An 18,351-nucleotide genomic window follows, 5' to 3' on the forward strand; every position below is an offset into this window, starting at 1 on the left:
AGCCTCTTCCTAACTTTATTCTTCAGTTGACCTCTATTCCCTTCAAGATCATTTCGACAAATATCTCCGCTACTTCCCTGTCAGATACCTTTCCATCCGGATTGAACCACTGATAACTCCAGTTGGCAGCGCCGAGGATCCCAAACGTAACAATAACAGGGTTTAAATCCTTTCGGAATTCTCCATTTTCGATTCCTTCCCGAACCAGCCGTTCGACGTTAAGACGGAAATCATCCCGCTTGGCGACAATCAGGGCCAGTCTGGAATCGCTTAAATGACGCATCTCCCTGAAGAAAATCTTTGCAGATGCCCCACTTGTTTTAATGCTGCTGATTAGCATATAGACGATGTCAAACAATTTTTGTTTGCTTGTCGACGGTTCTGCCAATATCTGTTCCTGACGGCCAAGCAATTCGTCTATATATCTCAGGTGGATATCCATCAGCAGCTCTTCTTTGCTGGAAAAATAATAATAGAAAGACCCCTTTGTGACTCCAATTGAGTCCACGATATCCTGGATGGATGTCTCACTGAAGCCTTTTTTCTCGAATAATTTTATGCTGTACTCAGTTATTTTTTCTTTCATTTTGATATCCTCGCGATCCTACTAGTCTGCACAGAAATTATACCATATTTTACCCCCTGTCCCATCAAGTTCCCTGGAGATATTAACTTTTTAATAATTCATCTCTCAGAGCCCTGCGCAATATCTTCCCAACACTTGTTTTAGGCAGCTGTTCACGGAATTCAACTACGTTTGGCACCTTATAGGCTGCCATGTTCATTCGGCAAAACTCCTTGATCGCTCCCTCATCGGTATCCTTGCCTGCCTTCAGGACGATGACGGCTTTTACGGCTTCCCCTCGATATTCATCAGGAATCCCGATGACTACAGCTTCCTGAACGGCGGGATGCTCATAGAGTACCTCCTCGATATCACGAGGATAGATATTATAGCCGCTTGCGATAATCATGTCTTTTTTTCGGTCGACAATAGACAGATAGCCATCCTCATCAACTCTTGCGATATCTCCTGTATACAACCAGCCATCTCTCAAGGTGCTTGCTGTTTCCTCAGGCATATTCCAGTAACCCTTCATAACCTGTGGACCTTTAATAATGACTTCTCCAAGTTCTCCGACTGGTACTTCTTCTGTCCCAGTAGCCAGGTCGACAACCTTGTACTCAGTTGATGGCATGCCGATTCCGACACTTCCAGGCTTCCTCTCGGCAAAGCTTGGATTGCAATGCGTCGTTGGCGATGCTTCGGAAAGGCCGTAGCCCTCCAGGATTTTCGATCCGGTTTTCCTTTCGAATTCACGCAGCAGCTCAACCGGCATGGGAGCACTTCCGCTGTTGCAAATTTCAATGCTGCCGATTCCATATTCCTCCGCTTTTGGGTGGTTGGTGATCGCAACATACATAGTCGGTACTCCAGGGAACATCGTCGGCTGCTCATTTTTAATCGTATTAAGTACTTCTTCCAGGTCAAAACGTGGCAGCAAAATGATTTCGGCGCCCGTATAAATTGATAGATTCATACAAGCGGTCATGCCAAAAACATGGAATAACGGAATGACTGTCAAAGAACGCTCTTTTCCCAATTTAATATCATGCTTGAAAAATTCATGTGACTGAAGCACATTGGCAAGAAGATTCTGATGTGTCAGCATGGCACCTTTGGACCTTCCTGTCGTTCCGCCCGTATATTGCAATACAGCCACATCCTCTGCAGGGTCCACATCCACCACAGAGGTCCTGCCGCTGCTTTCTGATAGAAAAGCTTCAAACCTTGTGTCAGGATTAAAATCATGCTCAGAAGGCTGGAGGCTCGCGACAATAATATTCTTTAGGTTGGTCGAGGCCTGCACACTTTTGACCTTTTGATAAAGTGCATCAAAAACGACAATTGTTTCTGCGCCGGAATCATTCAGGATGTACTCCAGCTCTCGTTCCACAGACATTGGATTGACCTGAGTAACGACTGCCCCGGCTGTCAATGTGCCGTAGTAAGAAATAACATATTGAGGACAGTTTGGCAGCATGATCGCCACCCTGTCACCAGATTCTACACCTCTGTTCTGAAGGGCTGATGCGAAATGGGTGACACTTTGTAATAATTGTTCATAGCTGATTTTCCTGCCATAAAACGAAAGTGCGTTGTTTTGAGGGTACTTTTCTGCAGATTCACGGAGCATTTCCGGCAAAGATTTTTCAGGCATAGTGATAGTGGTTGCAATGGAGTCAGGGTATTTGGAAAACCAGACGTTTTTCTCGCTCATTTCTATTCCTCCATTCATGGATTATATGCTAAAATGTCAGCCCACCGCCGTCGACTGACAACGTCGCACCAGTAATAAAAGATGCTTCATCAGAGGCAAGGAACAGGACTGCGTTCGCAACCTCTTCTGGTGTGCCGATTCTTCCCAGTGCATTTGCCCTCGAAATGATCGGCCATTTCTTTTCATCATTCTTCCAGCCTTCGATGATTTGTGTATCGATGACCCCTGGTGCAATGGCATTTACGCGAATGTTGTCCCGTCCGTATTCCAGTGCTGCATTTTTAGTCAGCAGAACCACTCCTGCTTTCGATGCATTATAGGCAGCGAGGTATTTCTGGCCTTTGAGCCCAAGCAGGCTTGACGTATTGATGAATGCACCGCCGCCTGACTTTTTTAATTGTGGGACTGCGTGTTTTATACCTAGAAAGACACCTTTAAGATTGATATCAATGATGCGGTCCCACTCTTCTTCATCAAGATCGACACTCTTAACATCCGGGTGTCCGATGCCGGCATTATTGAAGAGGATATCCAGCTGTCCGTAACAATCCACAGTCGCTGATATAAGATTTTTCATTTGTCTGGAATCGCTTACATTTATTTCGTAAAAAAAAGCGGTGCCGCCCTGTTCCTCGATCAGCTTAACTGTTTCCCTCCCACCTTCAATATTTAGGTCTGCGATGGCAACTTTTGCTCCTTCTTTAGCGAAGATCATAGCGGCTGAACGGCCAATTCCGCTGGCACCGCCTGTAATGATGGCTGTTTTGTTGGCTAATCTCATTAACTTCCCCCTTAATATCAATCTACTAACCGGTCGGTATGTATTTTAATTTTATTATAACGTTTATATTGAAATATTCAACTATTAGTCTAAATATTCTAAAAATAAATGCCGCCCGGTTAAATCCGAGGCGGCAAAATAAGTCATCCATTCAATTTAACAGCTTTTGTAGCGACAAAGCATTTTATATACTCATCCAGCGGCCTTCTGCCTCCGAAATCATCTTCGTATAACCCGGTAATCATCAGGCCTGCATCAATTTGCCCTTGTATTTGGTCCTCAAGTGTATGAAAGAACTCTATCGTATTTCCCAATTCAATATAATTAGCTCTTTCATTGTCTGAAAGGTTGTCCAGGGAAGAACCAGGAACTTTGTTGCTTACTACAAGATTTCCTTTAATATCTTCTTCATCATCAAAAATGAAAAGAAGTGGATTAGTGAATCCAGATATGAGTGTCCCTTTGTTTTTCAACACTCTTGATGCTTCGGTCCAGACTTGTCTTACATCTTCTACGAAAACATTGGCCACAGGATGGACGATGAGGTCAAACTCCTCAGTGTTGAATGCCGAAAGATCGGTCATACTGCATTGCAAAGTCTTCAGGTTAAGTCCATCCCTTTTTGCAACGAATTCATCCTGTTCCAGCTGTTTTGCAGAAGTGTCGACAACCGTTACATCAGCTCCAGCTGCTGCCAAAACTGGCCCCTGCTGTCCGCCGCCTGAAGCAAGACAAAGAATCTTTAATCCTGCCAGAGAATCTGGAAACCAGCTTCGCGGAACCGGCTTTCCGGTAGTTACGGTGATTTCCCAATCGCCTGCACGACTCCTTTCGATCACCTCTTTTGATACTGCCTTAGTATAAACCGATCCTTCTTCGACCTTCTTGTCCCAGGCCCTGCTATTTTGTTTAATTGCATCCATACCTATCACCCTAACTATCTTAGTTTCGTTTTTTCCTGACACAACCTAAAACATGTTCATAGAGTTTATGCCAGCCTGGATAATACTCCTGCACCCTATTGTGATCGATAAAAATCCGTTCAGTAGATTCAAATCCTGCGTCAAAATCATAGACTTCAGTAATGTCCATTGAGTAAAACACCTGGAAACCAATCTTTGGATATGGACTATTTTCGTTCCATTGAGGATTTTGACTATGGTCTACAATCACATGGCCCAGCAGGCTGCAGTCTCCTGCCACATAGGCCTCTTCCATCGTCTCCCGCCTGAAACATTCCTCGGGAGACTCATTCGGTTCTATATGTCCACCTGTCATATCCCAGCCTCGGTGTTTCAGCTTTACCAACAGCAGCTTATTTTCAAGAAAGCAAAAACCGTGGACACTGGTGATCAATTTCACCGGTGGCAGCTGGTTAGTTTCTTTCCATGTCAATTTCACTCTCGACTCTCCCCAATTCACATATGTAGAGACCAACCTGTGCCACCTCTTACTAACTTTAATACTATTAACCTGCTTACCAAGTATACCCATAAAATGGAATGGTTGACAATATAAAAGGAGAGCATCGAATCATCGATGCCCTAAGAATCTAATGGATTTATGTTTAGCCTTTTTGCCTGATTCTTTCAACTACTGTGCCGATTTCATCAGGTTTTGCAAATTCGACTGGAGAAAAGCCTTTTTCAAAGGTGACCGTATCGGCTTCAATCATTAAGACATATTTTCCATTTAATTTTGCCAGGTGAATGCTGTCACCATAGTCTGCAAGCAGCCCTTTTACTGATACATGGTCAAGCTTCATCTTCAATTCGAGCTCGGGTGTATGCTCGATTAGCTGCGCGGCAGCCTCGATGACTTGTTCAGGTTCAAACCGCTCCTGCAGCTCCCGTTTTTCGCTGGCAGCCCAGATTTCCATGGCGTTTTCGAGCTGCTCCCTCTCTTCACTTTCCGGCTCGAAGGTTTCCTCCATGTGTCCGCGCACCATCTCGATGACTTGAGTTTTTACGATTTCGGGCATCGACTGGCCGTATTCAACAAATTTCAGGAAATCCTCAAAATAACGGGCATGAGAAGATTGGTTGATTTTCAGTTCATTATCCTGGATCATGCCTTCTTCAGGCATGAAAGGATACTGGATTGACTTCATATTCTTCGTCGTAATGGCCATTTCAACCTGGCGGATCAGGGTGGACTCATCAGAGATGGAAGCTACTTTTGGTTCGAAATCACATTTCAGGATGAACACAAAGGCGTCATCAAAATATTTACGAAGCTTTGCCCTTGCTACAATGAATGCACCTCCACGGACAGCGCTTGTATCCACATAGGCAATCGCGAATTTTTCACTCTCCTGCTGGAAATCCTCCTTAGATTCCGCAAACCGGGCACGGTGAAAGAGATTATAGTTTGGGTTTGAGGTAAGGTCATGACCTTCCTCAACAATGAAGTAGCCGATCTTTGTCGGAACTTCATCTGTTTTCGGATGGCGTTCGACCTTTCGTTTGACGATTTTTGTGAATTCACCATCCAGGAAGTCTTTCAAAGGACTACTTTCATACTCTGCCTCATTCAATGTCTGGAAATGCTTGTACCTTTTATCTGCCTGCTCGCCTTTGCCTTCTACCTGTACAACGTAGAATGAAAGGTATTGAACTTCAAATTCCATGATTTAACTCCCTGCTGACTATATTTGATGACTGCTCTATCAATTTTTTGGACTTTCCTTTAAGCGTGAAAATACAGCACCTATTTCAAGATGCTGTAATCTCGGTTAATTCATTAACACAAATTGAGTCTTGCTTCCTGTTTGTGTGGAGATAACCTCCAGCCTTGCATCAATTCGTTCTTTTAGTTCTGGAACGTGGGATATGATGCCGACTAGGCGTCCGCTGCTCTGGATATCGATCAATGCTTCGATAGCCTGATCGAGCGATTCTGGATCTAGCGTTCCGAATCCTTCATCGATGAACATCGTCTCAAGCGAAACTCCTCCTGCGTAATTCTGTACCACATCCGCAAGGCCCAGTGCCAGGGAGAGTGCTGCCTTGAAGCTCTCACCGCCTGAAAGGGTTTTGACATGCCTTTCCTGCCCTGTGTAAGCATCAAGTACCAGCAATTCCAGGCCACTTTGGACATTGCCTTTAGAACGGTCCGTCTTCCTTAATAATCTGTAGCGGCCGCTCGTCATCTTGTGCAGCCTGACATTTGCCTCCCGAAGGATATCATCGAGGAAAGCAGCAAGTACGAATCGTTCAAATGTAACTCTGTATGTGTTTTGTCCTTTGGAAATTTCATATAGGTGGCCGACCAGTTTGTATTTTTCCTCAAGCTGCTTCATTTGTTCATTTAATGAGACAACTTGTTTAAGAATAGACTGATTATCACGTTTTTTTAGATTCAAATCCTGATATGACTCATCCGCTTCTTTAATCTTTTTATTCAGCGCTGCAAAACTAGTTTGAAGTGTTTCCATATCAGGCTTTTTAACATCCTTCAATATTTCCGAGAGTTCTGTAAATCGGTCCCTGACAGATCTCACTTCTTCACGATAATTTCTTGCTTCCGTTTCAAGTTGCAGGATTGCCTGTTCCGGGATCTTCGACTGGTGGTATGCCTGATAATTTTCGAATCCCTGGGCTGTCATGTTATTTTTGAATGTTTCCCGTTCTTCAGCCAGCTTTGCTTCGAGTTCTTTCAAGCGCTTTTCAGCTTCTTCAAGACGGGCTTTCTCCGACCCTAAAAATTCCCTGGAATCCTGGAAGTTCTTTCGGGCCTGCTCCAGTTCCTGCTCAAGCTGTTTCTGCTGTTTTTCTGCCATTTTCAGCTTAGCTTCGAATGCTTGCAATGATCGGAGTTCTTCCGGTATTTTCTCTGTCATTCTCTGGAGCGTAGTCTTCTTTTCGGTATACTGGATGATCAGCTTTTGGAAATCATCTTCTAGTTCTTTCAATTGCTTTTGCAAGTTTTCCCTGCCAGCATCAAATCTCTTGATCTCCGCTTTAATTTTTTCAAGTTCCTTATATTTTATGGAAAGTTGATTCTGTTCCTTTTTCAGCTTTTCAATATCACTTTCTGTCATGAGGATGACATCCGGGAGCTGGTCTTCCTCGAATCCAGGACGGAAACCAATGATTTCAGTCATCAGTTCTTCTCCAGTTGTGTTCAAGGATCTTAGTGTTGTCTCTGCTTCAATAAATGCTTTTTCAACAGTGCTCTTTTCTTTCTCGAGACGGGAAACCTGCTCACGTGCAGCCTTTAAGTCCTCTTCGGTTGGGATGAAGCCTTCACTTGCTTTTGCTGGTACAGGATGATGTTCGGACCCGCACACCGGGCAGGCACTGCCACCCTGCAGCTTCCCGGCCAAAACAGCAGCCTGGGAATGCAGCCATCGTTGATCCAGTTCTTCAGCTGCGGTTCTTCCGTCGTTAAAATGAGAAACAGCCTGGGTAAGTCGTCCTTTGCTTGTTTCAAAGTTCTTTTGAGCTAAAAGCGTTTTTTGGGTGTGGTTCTTAAATTTTAACAGCTTGTCCATTTCCCGAAGCAGCTTTTCTAATTGCCGGTCATTCTCAAGATAAGTGAAATGAGCCTTTTCCGCCTCTTCTTTCTCGATTTGCAAGACCTTTAGACGCTCTTCTGCTGTATTCAGGGTATGTTCACCCTTTTCAAGGTCGTGTTTTTTGGATTCGAGGGATGCTTTCATTTCCTTAACCATAGAATCGATACTGTCGAATGCCAGTACCTCTTCTCTCATATTCTCGAGCCGGTTCATTTGTTCTGCGGCGGCCTTCCGCTCAGGTTCACGTTCAATTTGTCTTTGGTGTTCCTGTTCAGCCTCGTTCAGTTTTGCTGATAGAAGTCCAATTCGCTGGGTAATCTGTGAGACCTGGTTCGTAATTGAATCCAAATCTGCTTTCAACCTGTGGCAAAGCTGTTCCTGGGCATCGAGCAGCGCAGCTTTTTTCGCGAGTACCGTTTGCTTTTCTTTTTCTGCAAACAAGGCTTCTTGGGATTCAAGCTTTTCCTTTGCGGTTGTCAAGGTTTCAAGGGATTGAATCTGTTTCAAAGTAGCCTCGGCTTCGAACAAGCGCTGCTGCATTTGATCGCGGTCTTTTTGGAGCAATTCCCGGCCTTGGGCAAGCTCTTGAAGCTTGCTCTCCATAGCGTCTATTTCGTTTTGCAAAAGCGGAAGAATAAGGACATCATTCACGCTTCCGGCATCAACTAGTTCTTTGAGCTCTTCGTTTTCAACTGCTTTAATGCCTCGCAGATGAGCGTTCCTTTTTTCTACCTGGTCCTCGACCGTCTTTTTTAAAAGGGTTGCTTCTTCTTTTAATTTATCTTCCACTCTTTTATAAATTTCAGTATGGAATAACCTTTGCAGGATGACTTCCTTTTCTTTGCTGTCAGACGTCAACAGCTTCCGGAATTCCCCTTGCGGAATCATCAGGATCTGCCGGAACTGATTGCTGTCAATGATCATGATTTCTTTTATTTTTTCATCTGCTTCACGAACATTGGAAGCCAGCAGCTGCATTTCTCCATCTCCATCAATCAGATAGAGCTCTGCTTTTGCTCCGGCGGTGGTTGTTCCTTCCCCTGACTTCTTTTTCCGCTCCTGTTGAGGGGACCTGGTGATTCGGTATGTCTTCTGACGCAGGGAAAAATCGAGCGAGACTTCAGTCAGGACATCATCTTCGGCGAACTGGCTGCGCAATTCAGGGCCATTCCTGTCCTCCCCGCTGGCCTTTCCATAAATCGCATAACTGATTCCGTCAAAAATCGTTGTCTTGCCAGCGCCAGTTTTACCGGAAATGACAAACATCGTCCTGTTTTCCAACTCTTTGAAATCAATCGTTTCCGTTCCGGCATATGGACCGAAAGCCTGCATTGTCAGTTTAAGAGGCTTCATTTTTGTCCCTCCTCTTTTAACACTTTGCCAATCACATCAGTCATGACTCCGCGTTTCTCCTCGGTGAATTCGCTCGTCGTCATTTCCTTGTAGAACTGTTCAAAAAGCTCGAGCTCCGACTTTTTCTCTTCCTGGATGGAGGTGAAGTGCAGCCTGTGCTTCTGGTCGATGGATTCGATTTTCCGTTCAAGATGGAGGACATTAGGAAAGACCTGACGCAGCTTGCCCATAGGGTCAATCATTGCACCATCATCCAGCAAAGTTACTTTCAAGTAATCCATGGTGTCTTCTTTTTCATAAAAAGAAGGATCCAAAAGCTCTTCAAGATGCCCTTCTAATTCACGCATATCCTGCTTCGGCTTGAGGCTCTTGTACCTGATATCGAAGCTTCCATTCTCATTCATTTCGATAATCGATACGGATTTACGCTGTTTTGCTTCGGAAAAAGAGTATTTTAAAAGTGAGCCAGAATATTTGACCTTATCATGCTTTATCGCATCAGGGCTGTGTAGGTGCCCAAGAGCTGTAAACGAAAATGGTTCAAATAAATCCTGTGTCACACACCCAGAACCGCCCACCGAGAGTGCGCGTTCAGAATCAGAGGAGTCCCCTCCAAGAACGAAAGCATGTCCGACAAAAACGTTTGCTTCGTTTGGGTTCAGGTTTTCTTCTATTTTACCGATGACTGCTTTCATCGCATCCTGATGCGAATGGATGGAAGAATCGCCAAGCAGGTGACGGACTACGCCAGGTTCGGCGTACGGAATCAAATGGAAATTAACCCCGTTGATATGTACAGGGCTAAAATCATTCGTCAATTTTCCAGTAAGGTAAAAATGATTATGGCGGTACCATGAGCTTCCAAATGACAAACGTTCTGCACTATCGTGGTTACCGGCTATCGCCACAATTGGTGTGTTCAGTTCGACATTGATCCGGAACAGAACTTCATCAAGAAGCTCCACTGCATCAGTCGGCGGAACAGATCGGTCATAGAGGTCGCCAGCAATCACAACTGCGTCAGGCTGTTCCTCAGCAACAAGATCAACAAATTGATTCAATACCTCCCGCTGGTCTTCTGTCATGTAAATACCATGGACAAGCTTACCAAGATGCCAGTCACCTGTATGGATAAATTTCATGTTCATCCTCCCACACTTGAAAATTATTTATCTATATCTCTCATTTTGTCCTGCGCAATTTGAATGTTACTATTATATCAAACACAAAAATTTAATGGGAACTCAAATTAAGGAAACAGAAACGAACTAGTGTTCTAGAGTAATTTTAACAAGTCATCTTCTATATTAAAAGCAATACATTAAAATTTGACTTTTAGACAGCAGTCTTGAAGAATAGAGTTATTCAATAACAAATAAAGCAGGGATTGAAATGGATCAAAAAACAGAAGCGTTATACCAGTTTTTAGTGGATAATGCAACAGACTTCACTCAAGATTGGCTAAAGCGTCAGCGTATTATATCAGGCTCCGATTATTCCGCTTATGCACCGTCTGAAATCATGGAAAGGGTGAAGGAACAAAACTCAAATTACGTACGCCTAGTGGCAAAGTCGCTTAACCAGACTGAGGAAGAGATGAAAGAGACCATTTCGGCATGGACCAGCCAGACCGCTGCGGACAGGATCAAGTCCAAAACAGATTTGACGGAAGTTGCCTGGAATTCAGGTGTATTCCGCCGTGTCTATTGGGAGTATGTGCAAAAGTTTGTCAGCCAGACGGACTTGGAAATTACCTTGGATGATGTTTTTACCTGGGAAAAAAAGCTGAACTATACACTTGATTATGTATTTGAAACCTTTATCATCGTTTTCATGGAAATTCTCATGAACCGACTGGCATCTCAGGCAACTTTGATCAGGGAGTTAAGTGCACCAGTCATTACGCTTACAAGAGAAGTCGGTCTTTTGCCATTAATCGGGGAAATCGACACGACCAGAGCTAGGGGGTTAATGGAATCTACACTGACGCAGAGTATTGATGCCCAAATTAATACACTGATCCTCGACCTTTCTGGAGTCGTGATGGTAGATACGATGGTCGCCCACGAAATCTTTAAATTAATGGACGCTCTCAAGCTGATTGGAGTCCGTACGATTGTAACAGGCATCCGGCCTGAAGTTGCCCAAACCGCGGTGCAGCTTGGAATCAAATTTTCGGAGATTACAACCGAAGGCAATCTCCAAAATGTCATCAGGAAGATCTTTCAACGTTAAAAGCCTGCCATACCTGGCAGGCTTTTTTCTTCAGGAAGATTAACCTCCTCAACAGCTTGTCTCTACTATCATTCAATTCATGTATCCCGCCAGACCGGCAGTATGGCGGGCATCAACCTGAACAAGCGAAAATGGAGATTCTGCAAAATATACCTCAAGAAGGAAACTTACTCTTCAATGTTCTCAAGATGATTAAAACGGATATGGAAAGTCGAGCCTTTGTCAACCTGGCTTTTGATTTCGGCTCTCCCTTTCATGACACGAAGGATACTGAAGGTCACCATCATTCCCAGACCAGTTCCCTGCTGCCCTTTTGTGGTATAATATGGTTCCCCAAGTCGGGCGATTTGTTCGTTAGTCATTCCAATTCCTGTATCCCTTACAATAATGTGAATGACACTTCCTGTACGAAAGGTTTGAACAGTGAGTGCTCCTCCATCCGGCATCGCCTCAAGCCCATTTTTAATCAGATTGATGAACGCCTGTTGGAATTTCGATCGGTCCCCTGAGATCGTCAAACCCGAAGTATACTTCTTCTTGACCTCCACGCCGTTAAGGTTAGCGAGTGGATTCAGGACATTAAGAACGTGATTCAATTCTTTTTCAATGTCTATGTCTTCGATCTTTTCAAACGCAGGCCTGGCAAAGGTAAGATAATCATTGATAACCTCTTCTGCGCGATCCAGTTCCTGAACTGCAATATGAATGAATTCTTTCTTCTTTTCATCAGGATAATTCTGTTCACTGAGAAGCTGAAGGAATCCCTTCACGGTTGTGAGCGGATTGCGGATTTCATGAGAAATTGCTGCACTCAGATGGCTGACGGCTTCAATTTTATCTGCCTTTGCAAGCCTCTGGCGAATAATCAATGATTGTTTGATCGTTTCAATTGAGTAACTGATCAGCCCACTTGTGAGGGCCGGGATCAAAATAAAGCTAATCCAGGCTTCGGGATGCCTTATAGGTTGGTTGAAAACCGTCACCATTTGCATCAACACAAATGAAGACATGACAGTCAAAATAATGGATACACCTACACGCTGGTTGATGGTAATCCGGTTAAACCATGGACGCATCCATTTTAAAATGAAAGCAAGAGTGATAAAGACAACTACCGATATCCAAAACCCATCATTAATTCCTAGAAGACCTCTCATCAAGATGGTTAAACCTGCAAACAAAAAGCTGTAGCCTGCATAAAGACTTCCCAGGATCATTGGTACCTGGCGAAGGTCAAATCGGACACCATCCTGGACGTGTACCGAAAAAATATAACATGTAAAAATGGCAATGACGAAATAAACTAATTGAAGCTTTTGTCGACTCTCTTCTTTCACTTGCCTCTCCATAATCAACTGCGTAAAAAATAGCAGGACAAGAAGAAGCGATAGATTCATTAATAAATGCTTGGTAATTTCCACTGCAACACCACCATAGATAGTCAATAAAATAGTATTATAAACCAGGATCCAGTGCAATCTTTATCCATTTTAGCCTATCCATTCCATGATATTTACCTTATATTAGAAATTATAGAAGGGAGATATGTCGATGCTTTGGATAATACTTGCGCTGCTGCTGCTGATTTTAATTGACGTCGTGAGACTACATAGAAAAATAGATAAACTCACCCAATTCCTGAAACCAGAAACACCTCCGACCAATGAAGAAATCGAGAACATGCTCATTTCTCAGGATCATAACAAAAAAAAATGAGTTTACTAGTAGAAAGTTCTTTTATTGGTTTATAAAAATGTCCGTCATGATAGCGATGACGGACATTTTTTCTGGAGTTCATGCGATTTTTGTCCATCAACCCTCGATGACGGACAGTTTTTCCGGAATTCCAAAGTTTTTTGTCCATCATACCCTCGATGATGGACAGTTTTTCCGGAATTCCAGTGATTTTTGTCCGTCATGCCACCGATGATGGACAGTTTCGCGAGCATTCAATATCATTTTGTCCGTCATCACCGTCTGCGCTTTTTACTCTTGAAAAGATGAAGCAATTCTACAAACAAAAAAAGCAGTGGTATGTAGCACAAAAATGCGTAGAGGAGGCCAAGCAAGAGGTCAAGCCACCATTTCTCACTCCACATTCGGTGAGCGATCAGTGTCCTCTTTCCCAGAGCTTTCTTAAATGGGATGGTCAGATAAAATAACAGCGCGGATATAATGCCGCTTACAAATCCACATTTGAGCTCGTCAAAAAGATTGGTATCTTCCCCGTTTTCGCTTTCCTGTTCTTTCGGTGTATCGTTTGCAGAGTCTTTGGGGGAATTTTTATCACCTTTTCCGGCGTACATTCCTTTCCCATTTTCTTTTGCAAAATCCATCGCTGCCCAAATCCGGTTTTCGTATTTATAATTTCCGTAGTCATAGAAGTCTTCTACCAGGCCAGCTTTCGTAATCTCTTCCTGGTGAAGTTTGTCCCCTACCCACACCCAGGCTAGGAGACGATCATATCTATCGAACAGGCTGGATCCGTCTGTTTCAAGAATGATCTTCCCTTGTTTTAAAAAGGAACATGTATAATCAGCTGCCTCTGGTCCAAATGGCTCCGTCGTCTTTGTGCTTTCTGGTGTGTCAATGTATAGAAAACGAGTTTTATAGTCTTTCCCGTTTATGGTAAAAACAGCGGTATCGCCGTCAGTGCACTTTGCCAACTGAGCTTCATAGGCTGAGCCAAGCTGCAATTTGCCATTCGCAGGTGGTGCGGCAGGAATTGGTACTTTGGCTGGCTTTGAAGTTTTACTTCCTTCTCCCTGGAAAGCAAATCCTTCCAGATCGATTTTTCCTTCATCAAGGCCTGCGGCACAAGCAGAATTGCTGCTATACTCCTGGATCAGGCGAATCAGTTCATCTATGTTACCAGCGCTTTTTGCCAGTGCAGTCGGTTCGTGCAGGAAATACTTGCAATCCGAATTACGGAAATGGCCCCCAAGTTCATCTCGAGAACCATTATGGGCTGAAACAAGATTTGGCAAAATAAAATATGCCATAAAGATGGCAAGTAATATTCTCGTCGTATTTTTGTAATCCACTGCTGCTCCCCCTTTTAATCCCTCCTACTATACCAAAATAGATCCTGATTGAATAAAAAACAGCCTCATCTGAAGCTGTTTCATTTTAGATCAATTTCTTTTCGATTTGCTCTCTTGTCATCTCTATTTTCCCCGGTAATACAAACAGGTATTGAATCAAATCTTCAAGCAGATTCATTACTAATTCAGCCATTTCATCATCCATTTCTGCTTCAAGCTCTAGCATTCGATGAAGTTCTTTATCTGAAGCCATCAGCGGACTTAATGAAGTGACTGACTTAACTAAATTGATATGTTCTGGCAGAAGTTCGAGCTGCTTGTCAAGCGGTTGGCCATTCGCTTTGTCTGCAAGGAAATTTTTCAATACATTTTCCAAAACCCTTTTAGCCAAAACTGCAGTCGCCAGATTTTCTTTCGACAGGTAGACGCTGACGGCGGATTTGTATGCCCGGATTAACTCTTCAGGCATTCCAGGTATATGTTCGATCTGGCTTAACGCGTCTGTCGATCGATGTGGATCATATATGTACACATCAGGATGCGTGTCATTTTCTTTTGTAAGGATGATAAACGGAATACTTTTTTTGCAAGAAGGACAGGCACTTTCAGTCATTAATCCATGTTTGCTGCTCTGATAAGTCGATTTGAGAACGAATTCCACTTTCTCTTTGCAAACAGGGCAAACATTATTTAAGCTTTTAGGGACTTTCAAATGTCCGAACTGGCTATAAGTTGTAATCGAACCGGGAAAAATCCGTCTCATTCTTCGAGCCCCTTTCATTTCAGCAATTGTTTCAATTTTTATCCATATAGATATATAACCCTAATCATTGAAGCGAAAACGCTATTGATGATGAATAGCTAAAGTTTCAATCTGGGCGCCTAAAAGACCTGAAATATGTTCAAGGTTGGCCAAAGATGAAATATCGTGTTCAAGGAGCGGCAGGAAGATTTTTCTCTCATGTTCGAATTTCTCATTTATTTCATCGAGGTAGACTTTTTCGTTCGTTCTTCTTTGTTCCATGAACTTGCCATCTGCTTCCTCGGGGATCACTTTATTGACAACGATTGAATTGACATGGATTCCATGCTGATGCAAAGTGTCGATTGCCTTGGCGGTTTCAAGTATTGGCAGCCGTTCAGCATTCAGGACGAATATATACTCTGTTCGAGATTCATCAAGCAGAAGTTCCCGGACACGCTTAAAACGTGTTTTTCGTTCATTTAACTTGTCATATAAAGGATCCTCAGTGATTTCGCCGTCATTCATCCACTGTGCGTAATTCTCATTCACTTTTTTTCTCCGCTCCAAAAGCCCGTCCATCCAGACACCCATCAATTCAGGGAGAGTTAAGAGCCTGATTGTATGACCTGTTGGCGCTGTATCGAATACGATTGCATCATAATTTGCAATTTCCTCTAGTATCAGCGAAGTGATTTTATCAAATAATGCTGCTTCCTCTGCTCCCGGGGAAGCGGCTGCCATATCAATCTGTCTGTTTACCTCGTCGAGCATGGTCGCTTTGACCAGCCCTTTCAGATTCCCTTTTACTCCATTTATATAATTTCTGGATTCCTGTTCTGAGTCAATCTCGAGTACATCCAGATTGTTTGTGGCTCTTTCAATTTTTCCGCCGCTGAAATTTTTATGGAATAAATCCCCCGTGTTATGGGCGGGATCGGTTGAAACAAGCAGCACCTTTTTTCTTTTTTTCCCAAGTAAAAGCGCCATTGCTGCTGACGTTGTGCTTTTGCCAACACCGCCTTTTCCCCCGATAAAATAAATTTTCTTCTCAAGCAAATCCATACAATCTCCTCCTAACAGCAGCGTATTCCATCCAGCGGGGATTTCTCCATGCCCGCCCTCAGATGCCAATCATGGAATCTCTCGATGATGACTGGGTAGAGTTCCAGGGTATAGTAAAAAGCCGGGTTAGGCAGTCCCAACATTTCTGAAAAGCAAAGCAGCATGAACAAATCCTCTTCGTCCCTTAACTCCCGGGCAATTTCTGTTCTATGGGGCTGCTTCAGGATTTCATCATACAAATGAATGGCACGTTTGAATTGTTCGAAAAACCCCATTCTTTTCCCTCCTCGCAAAAATAACAATAGAGACCGGTCGCCCGGCCTCCTTTTCATTACATTTCCTTAGTCATTGGCGGTGGATTATTCCTGCTGAAGGCTGTGATTGCCTCGATGATGATCCAGAAAACAAAAATCAAAATCAGGCCGCCTATGCCGAAAAGCAGCATATTCAGCTCTCCGCCTCCATAACCAGACCACTGGAAAACGACCTGCTGGATCATGGCCCAAAGTGTCATGAAGAAGACAAATACCATTGGGATGAAGGTGACAAGATAGTTTCTTCCCTGTCGCTTCAGCCAGATGGAAATCAGAAGCAGGCTGACTCCTGCGAGAAGCTGGTTGCTCGTTCCGAACAATGGCCACAATAAATATCCGCCTGAACCAAATCCGTTTGGTCCTTTTGGCAGTAAAACGAGCGCCGCACTGGATACAACCGCGACAGTCGTAGCGACGTGAGTCTTAGTTAAAGCCTGGATATTGTATTCACTTCCAATTTCCGCAATGATGTAACGCATTAACCTTACTGAAGTATCAAGAGTGGTAGCAGCAAAGCTGACGACAATAATAGATACAATTGTCCTGGCAATGTCTGCAGGAATCCAGATTCCAGTCGCGAGCTGGGCAGCACCATTAATGAAGTTGCCAAGGCCGCCTGAGCTTGCCGCAGCAAAGCTTGAGTATGCAGCTGTGAAATCAGCTTTTGTCGCAAATACAGTGACAACGGCGATGATGGCGATCAAGGCAAGGATCCCTTCACCAACTGCACCAGCATAACCAACAAAGCGGGCGTCCGTTTCTTTTTCCAGCTGCTTGGAAGATGTTCCTGAAGAAACGAGTCCATGGAACCCTGAGATGGCTCCGCAAGCAATCGTAATGAACAATAATGGGAACCAGGAAACATCCGTTGCCGCTGCATTCATTGCTGGAGCAGTAACATCAGGCTGAAGGAAAACAAGGCCTGCATAAAGGATGAATAAGCCTACAACCAGCTGGTGTGAATTGATATAATCACGCGGCTGCAAAAGCTTCCAGACCGGCAAAGTTGAAGCGATGTAAACATAAACCATCAGCACGATAATCCAGACCAGGAAAGCCATGGATACTCCGCTCAGCCCAAACATGACAGTGTTATCCGCCCCGCCAAAATATTTCACAAGATCAATTTGCAATGCCGGCACACGGCTCGCCAGTATAGCGGCGCCATACATGACGGCAAGTGCGACCAAGGAAGGCAGGAGCATTCCTTTTTTCTTTTTGTAAACTGCGTAGCCAATCCAGATTGCAAGCGGAATCTGCAGGAATACAGATAGCACACTTGCCGGGAAGCTGACAAACAAGTTGGCGATGACCCAGGCGAAAACAGCGTTAACCATCAATACAAGTATTAAAATAATGAATAAGAACATGATTTTTGCACGTTTGCCAATCAGCTTGTTTGTGATGGTTCCTACTGACTGCCCTTTATTCCTGACGGAAAGGACCAGAGTTCCAAAGTCGTGCACACCTGCTGCAAAGACCGTGCCTAAAGTAACCCACAGGAATGCAGGAAGCCAGCCCCAATACACTGCGATTGCCGGCCCTACAATTGGTGCAGCCCCGGCTACAGACGTAAAATGGTGTCCCCAAAGGATCATTTTCTTTGTCGGAACAAAGTCCACGCCATCTGAATACTGGTGTGCCGGTGTCACATAGTTCGGATCAAGACGGTAAATCTTTTCAGCTACCCACCTAGAATAGAAACGATAGCCAATCGCAAACACAATCATTCCAATTACAGCTAACCATAAAGAATTCATTCATTTAAACCTCCTTTTTTATGAGTTGGTACTACAACTTAATAATAAAAATATATTAGTTGATTAGTCAATAAATTCTGACTTCTTTTTTATAAAAAGCTCTTATTTTTAAAAGTACCTTATTTAAAACCGCTATCTTCATCCGAAAATTTTCCCAACATGCTTGTTCGACATTTTTAGACTTTATTGTTGAAATGTTCAGATAATGGGAGTATAACTATGATAATCTACTAATTTTTATTAGCTAGAATTTGAT

At 43.6% G+C, this 18,351-nt stretch carries 16 protein-coding genes; 2 read left to right on the plus strand and 14 right to left on the minus strand.

From position 1 onward, the window contains the following. Positions 1-22: 22 nt before the first annotated feature. The 8 genes from ACNAZ4_RS05005 to ACNAZ4_RS05040 all read right to left on the minus strand — a co-directional run bounded on the left by ACNAZ4_RS05005 (position 23) and on the right by ACNAZ4_RS05040 (position 10,077). Positions 23-586: a TetR/AcrR family transcriptional regulator gene (locus ACNAZ4_RS05005; RefSeq protein ID WP_415813110.1), complete on the minus strand. Its 564-nt coding sequence runs from the start codon at positions 584-586 to the stop codon at positions 23-25. A gap of 82 nt (positions 587-668) precedes the next feature. Further along, positions 669-2,282 carry a long-chain-fatty-acid--CoA ligase gene (locus ACNAZ4_RS05010; RefSeq protein WP_415813111.1) on the minus strand — a complete coding sequence of 538 codons (1,614 nt, stop codon included), beginning with the start codon at positions 2,280-2,282 and terminating at the stop codon, positions 669-671. 28 nt (positions 2,283-2,310) lie between these two features. Then, complete coding sequence (locus ACNAZ4_RS05015; protein ID WP_415813112.1) at positions 2,311-3,063, minus strand: SDR family NAD(P)-dependent oxidoreductase; 753 nt, start codon at positions 3,061-3,063, stop codon at positions 2,311-2,313. Between the two features lie 143 nt (positions 3,064-3,206). Next, positions 3,207-3,986, minus strand: a complete 780-nt coding sequence (locus ACNAZ4_RS05020; protein WP_415813113.1) for a class I SAM-dependent methyltransferase — start codon at positions 3,984-3,986, stop codon at positions 3,207-3,209. A 19-nt stretch (positions 3,987-4,005) separates the two neighbouring features. Next, positions 4,006-4,500 carry an NUDIX hydrolase gene (locus ACNAZ4_RS05025; RefSeq protein ID WP_415813114.1) on the minus strand — a complete coding sequence of 165 codons (495 nt, stop codon included), beginning with the start codon at positions 4,498-4,500 and terminating at the stop codon, positions 4,006-4,008. Positions 4,501-4,630: 130 nt separating this feature from the next. Next, complete coding sequence (locus ACNAZ4_RS05030) at positions 4,631-5,692, minus strand: DUF3900 domain-containing protein (protein WP_415813115.1); 1,062 nt, start codon at positions 5,690-5,692, stop codon at positions 4,631-4,633. 105 nt (positions 5,693-5,797) lie between these two features. Next, positions 5,798-8,935 (minus strand): SbcC/MukB-like Walker B domain-containing protein, encoded by a 3,138-nt coding sequence (locus ACNAZ4_RS05035; RefSeq protein ID WP_415813116.1) that lies wholly within the window; start codon positions 8,933-8,935, stop codon positions 5,798-5,800. Continuing rightward, positions 8,932-10,077, minus strand: coding sequence for an exonuclease SbcCD subunit D (locus ACNAZ4_RS05040; RefSeq protein ID WP_415813117.1), 1,146 nt, complete (start codon positions 10,075-10,077; stop codon positions 8,932-8,934). The genes ACNAZ4_RS05035 and ACNAZ4_RS05040 overlap by 4 nt, the downstream gene beginning before the upstream one ends. Positions 10,078-10,327: 250 nt before the next feature. Here ACNAZ4_RS05040 and ACNAZ4_RS05045 point away from each other — a divergent pair, with 250 nt between their 5' ends. Further along, positions 10,328-11,170 (plus strand): STAS domain-containing protein, encoded by an 843-nt coding sequence (locus ACNAZ4_RS05045; RefSeq protein WP_415813118.1) that lies wholly within the window; start codon positions 10,328-10,330, stop codon positions 11,168-11,170. 167 nt (positions 11,171-11,337) lie between these two features. Here the strand turns inward: ACNAZ4_RS05045 and ACNAZ4_RS05050 are convergent, their stop codons facing one another. Continuing rightward, complete coding sequence (locus tag ACNAZ4_RS05050; protein WP_415813120.1) at positions 11,338-12,591, minus strand: ATP-binding protein; 1,254 nt, start codon at positions 12,589-12,591, stop codon at positions 11,338-11,340. Positions 12,592-12,721: 130 nt separating this feature from the next. Between ACNAZ4_RS05050 and ACNAZ4_RS05055 the strand changes: the two genes are divergently transcribed. Beyond that, positions 12,722-12,886, plus strand: a complete 165-nt coding sequence (locus tag ACNAZ4_RS05055) for a hypothetical protein (RefSeq protein ID WP_415813121.1) — start codon at positions 12,722-12,724, stop codon at positions 12,884-12,886. Between the two features lie 254 nt (positions 12,887-13,140). Here ACNAZ4_RS05055 and ACNAZ4_RS05060 read toward each other — a convergent pair whose 3' ends face one another. The 5 genes from ACNAZ4_RS05060 to ACNAZ4_RS05080 form a co-directional block, all read right to left on the minus strand. Continuing rightward, positions 13,141-14,214, minus strand: coding sequence for a thermonuclease family protein (locus ACNAZ4_RS05060; protein ID WP_415813122.1), 1,074 nt, complete (start codon positions 14,212-14,214; stop codon positions 13,141-13,143). 85 nt (positions 14,215-14,299) lie between these two features. Beyond that, on the minus strand, positions 14,300-14,977 hold the full coding sequence (locus ACNAZ4_RS05065) for a hypothetical protein (RefSeq protein ID WP_415813123.1): 678 nt from the start codon (positions 14,975-14,977) through the stop codon (positions 14,300-14,302). An 81-nt stretch (positions 14,978-15,058) separates the two neighbouring features. Next, complete coding sequence (locus ACNAZ4_RS05070) at positions 15,059-16,021, minus strand: ArsA family ATPase (protein ID WP_415813124.1); 963 nt, start codon at positions 16,019-16,021, stop codon at positions 15,059-15,061. Positions 16,022-16,032: 11 nt separating this feature from the next. Continuing rightward, complete coding sequence (locus tag ACNAZ4_RS05075; RefSeq protein WP_415813125.1) at positions 16,033-16,296, minus strand: cory-CC-star protein; 264 nt, start codon at positions 16,294-16,296, stop codon at positions 16,033-16,035. 56 nt (positions 16,297-16,352) lie between these two features. Then, positions 16,353-18,095, minus strand: a complete 1,743-nt coding sequence (locus ACNAZ4_RS05080) for a carbon starvation CstA family protein (protein ID WP_415813126.1) — start codon at positions 18,093-18,095, stop codon at positions 16,353-16,355. Positions 18,096-18,351 lie beyond the last annotated feature (256 nt).

It is taken from the genome of Mesobacillus thioparans (assembly GCF_965138835.1).
GTDB classification, from domain to species: domain Bacteria; phylum Bacillota; class Bacilli; order Bacillales; family Cytobacillaceae; genus Mesobacillus; species Mesobacillus thioparans.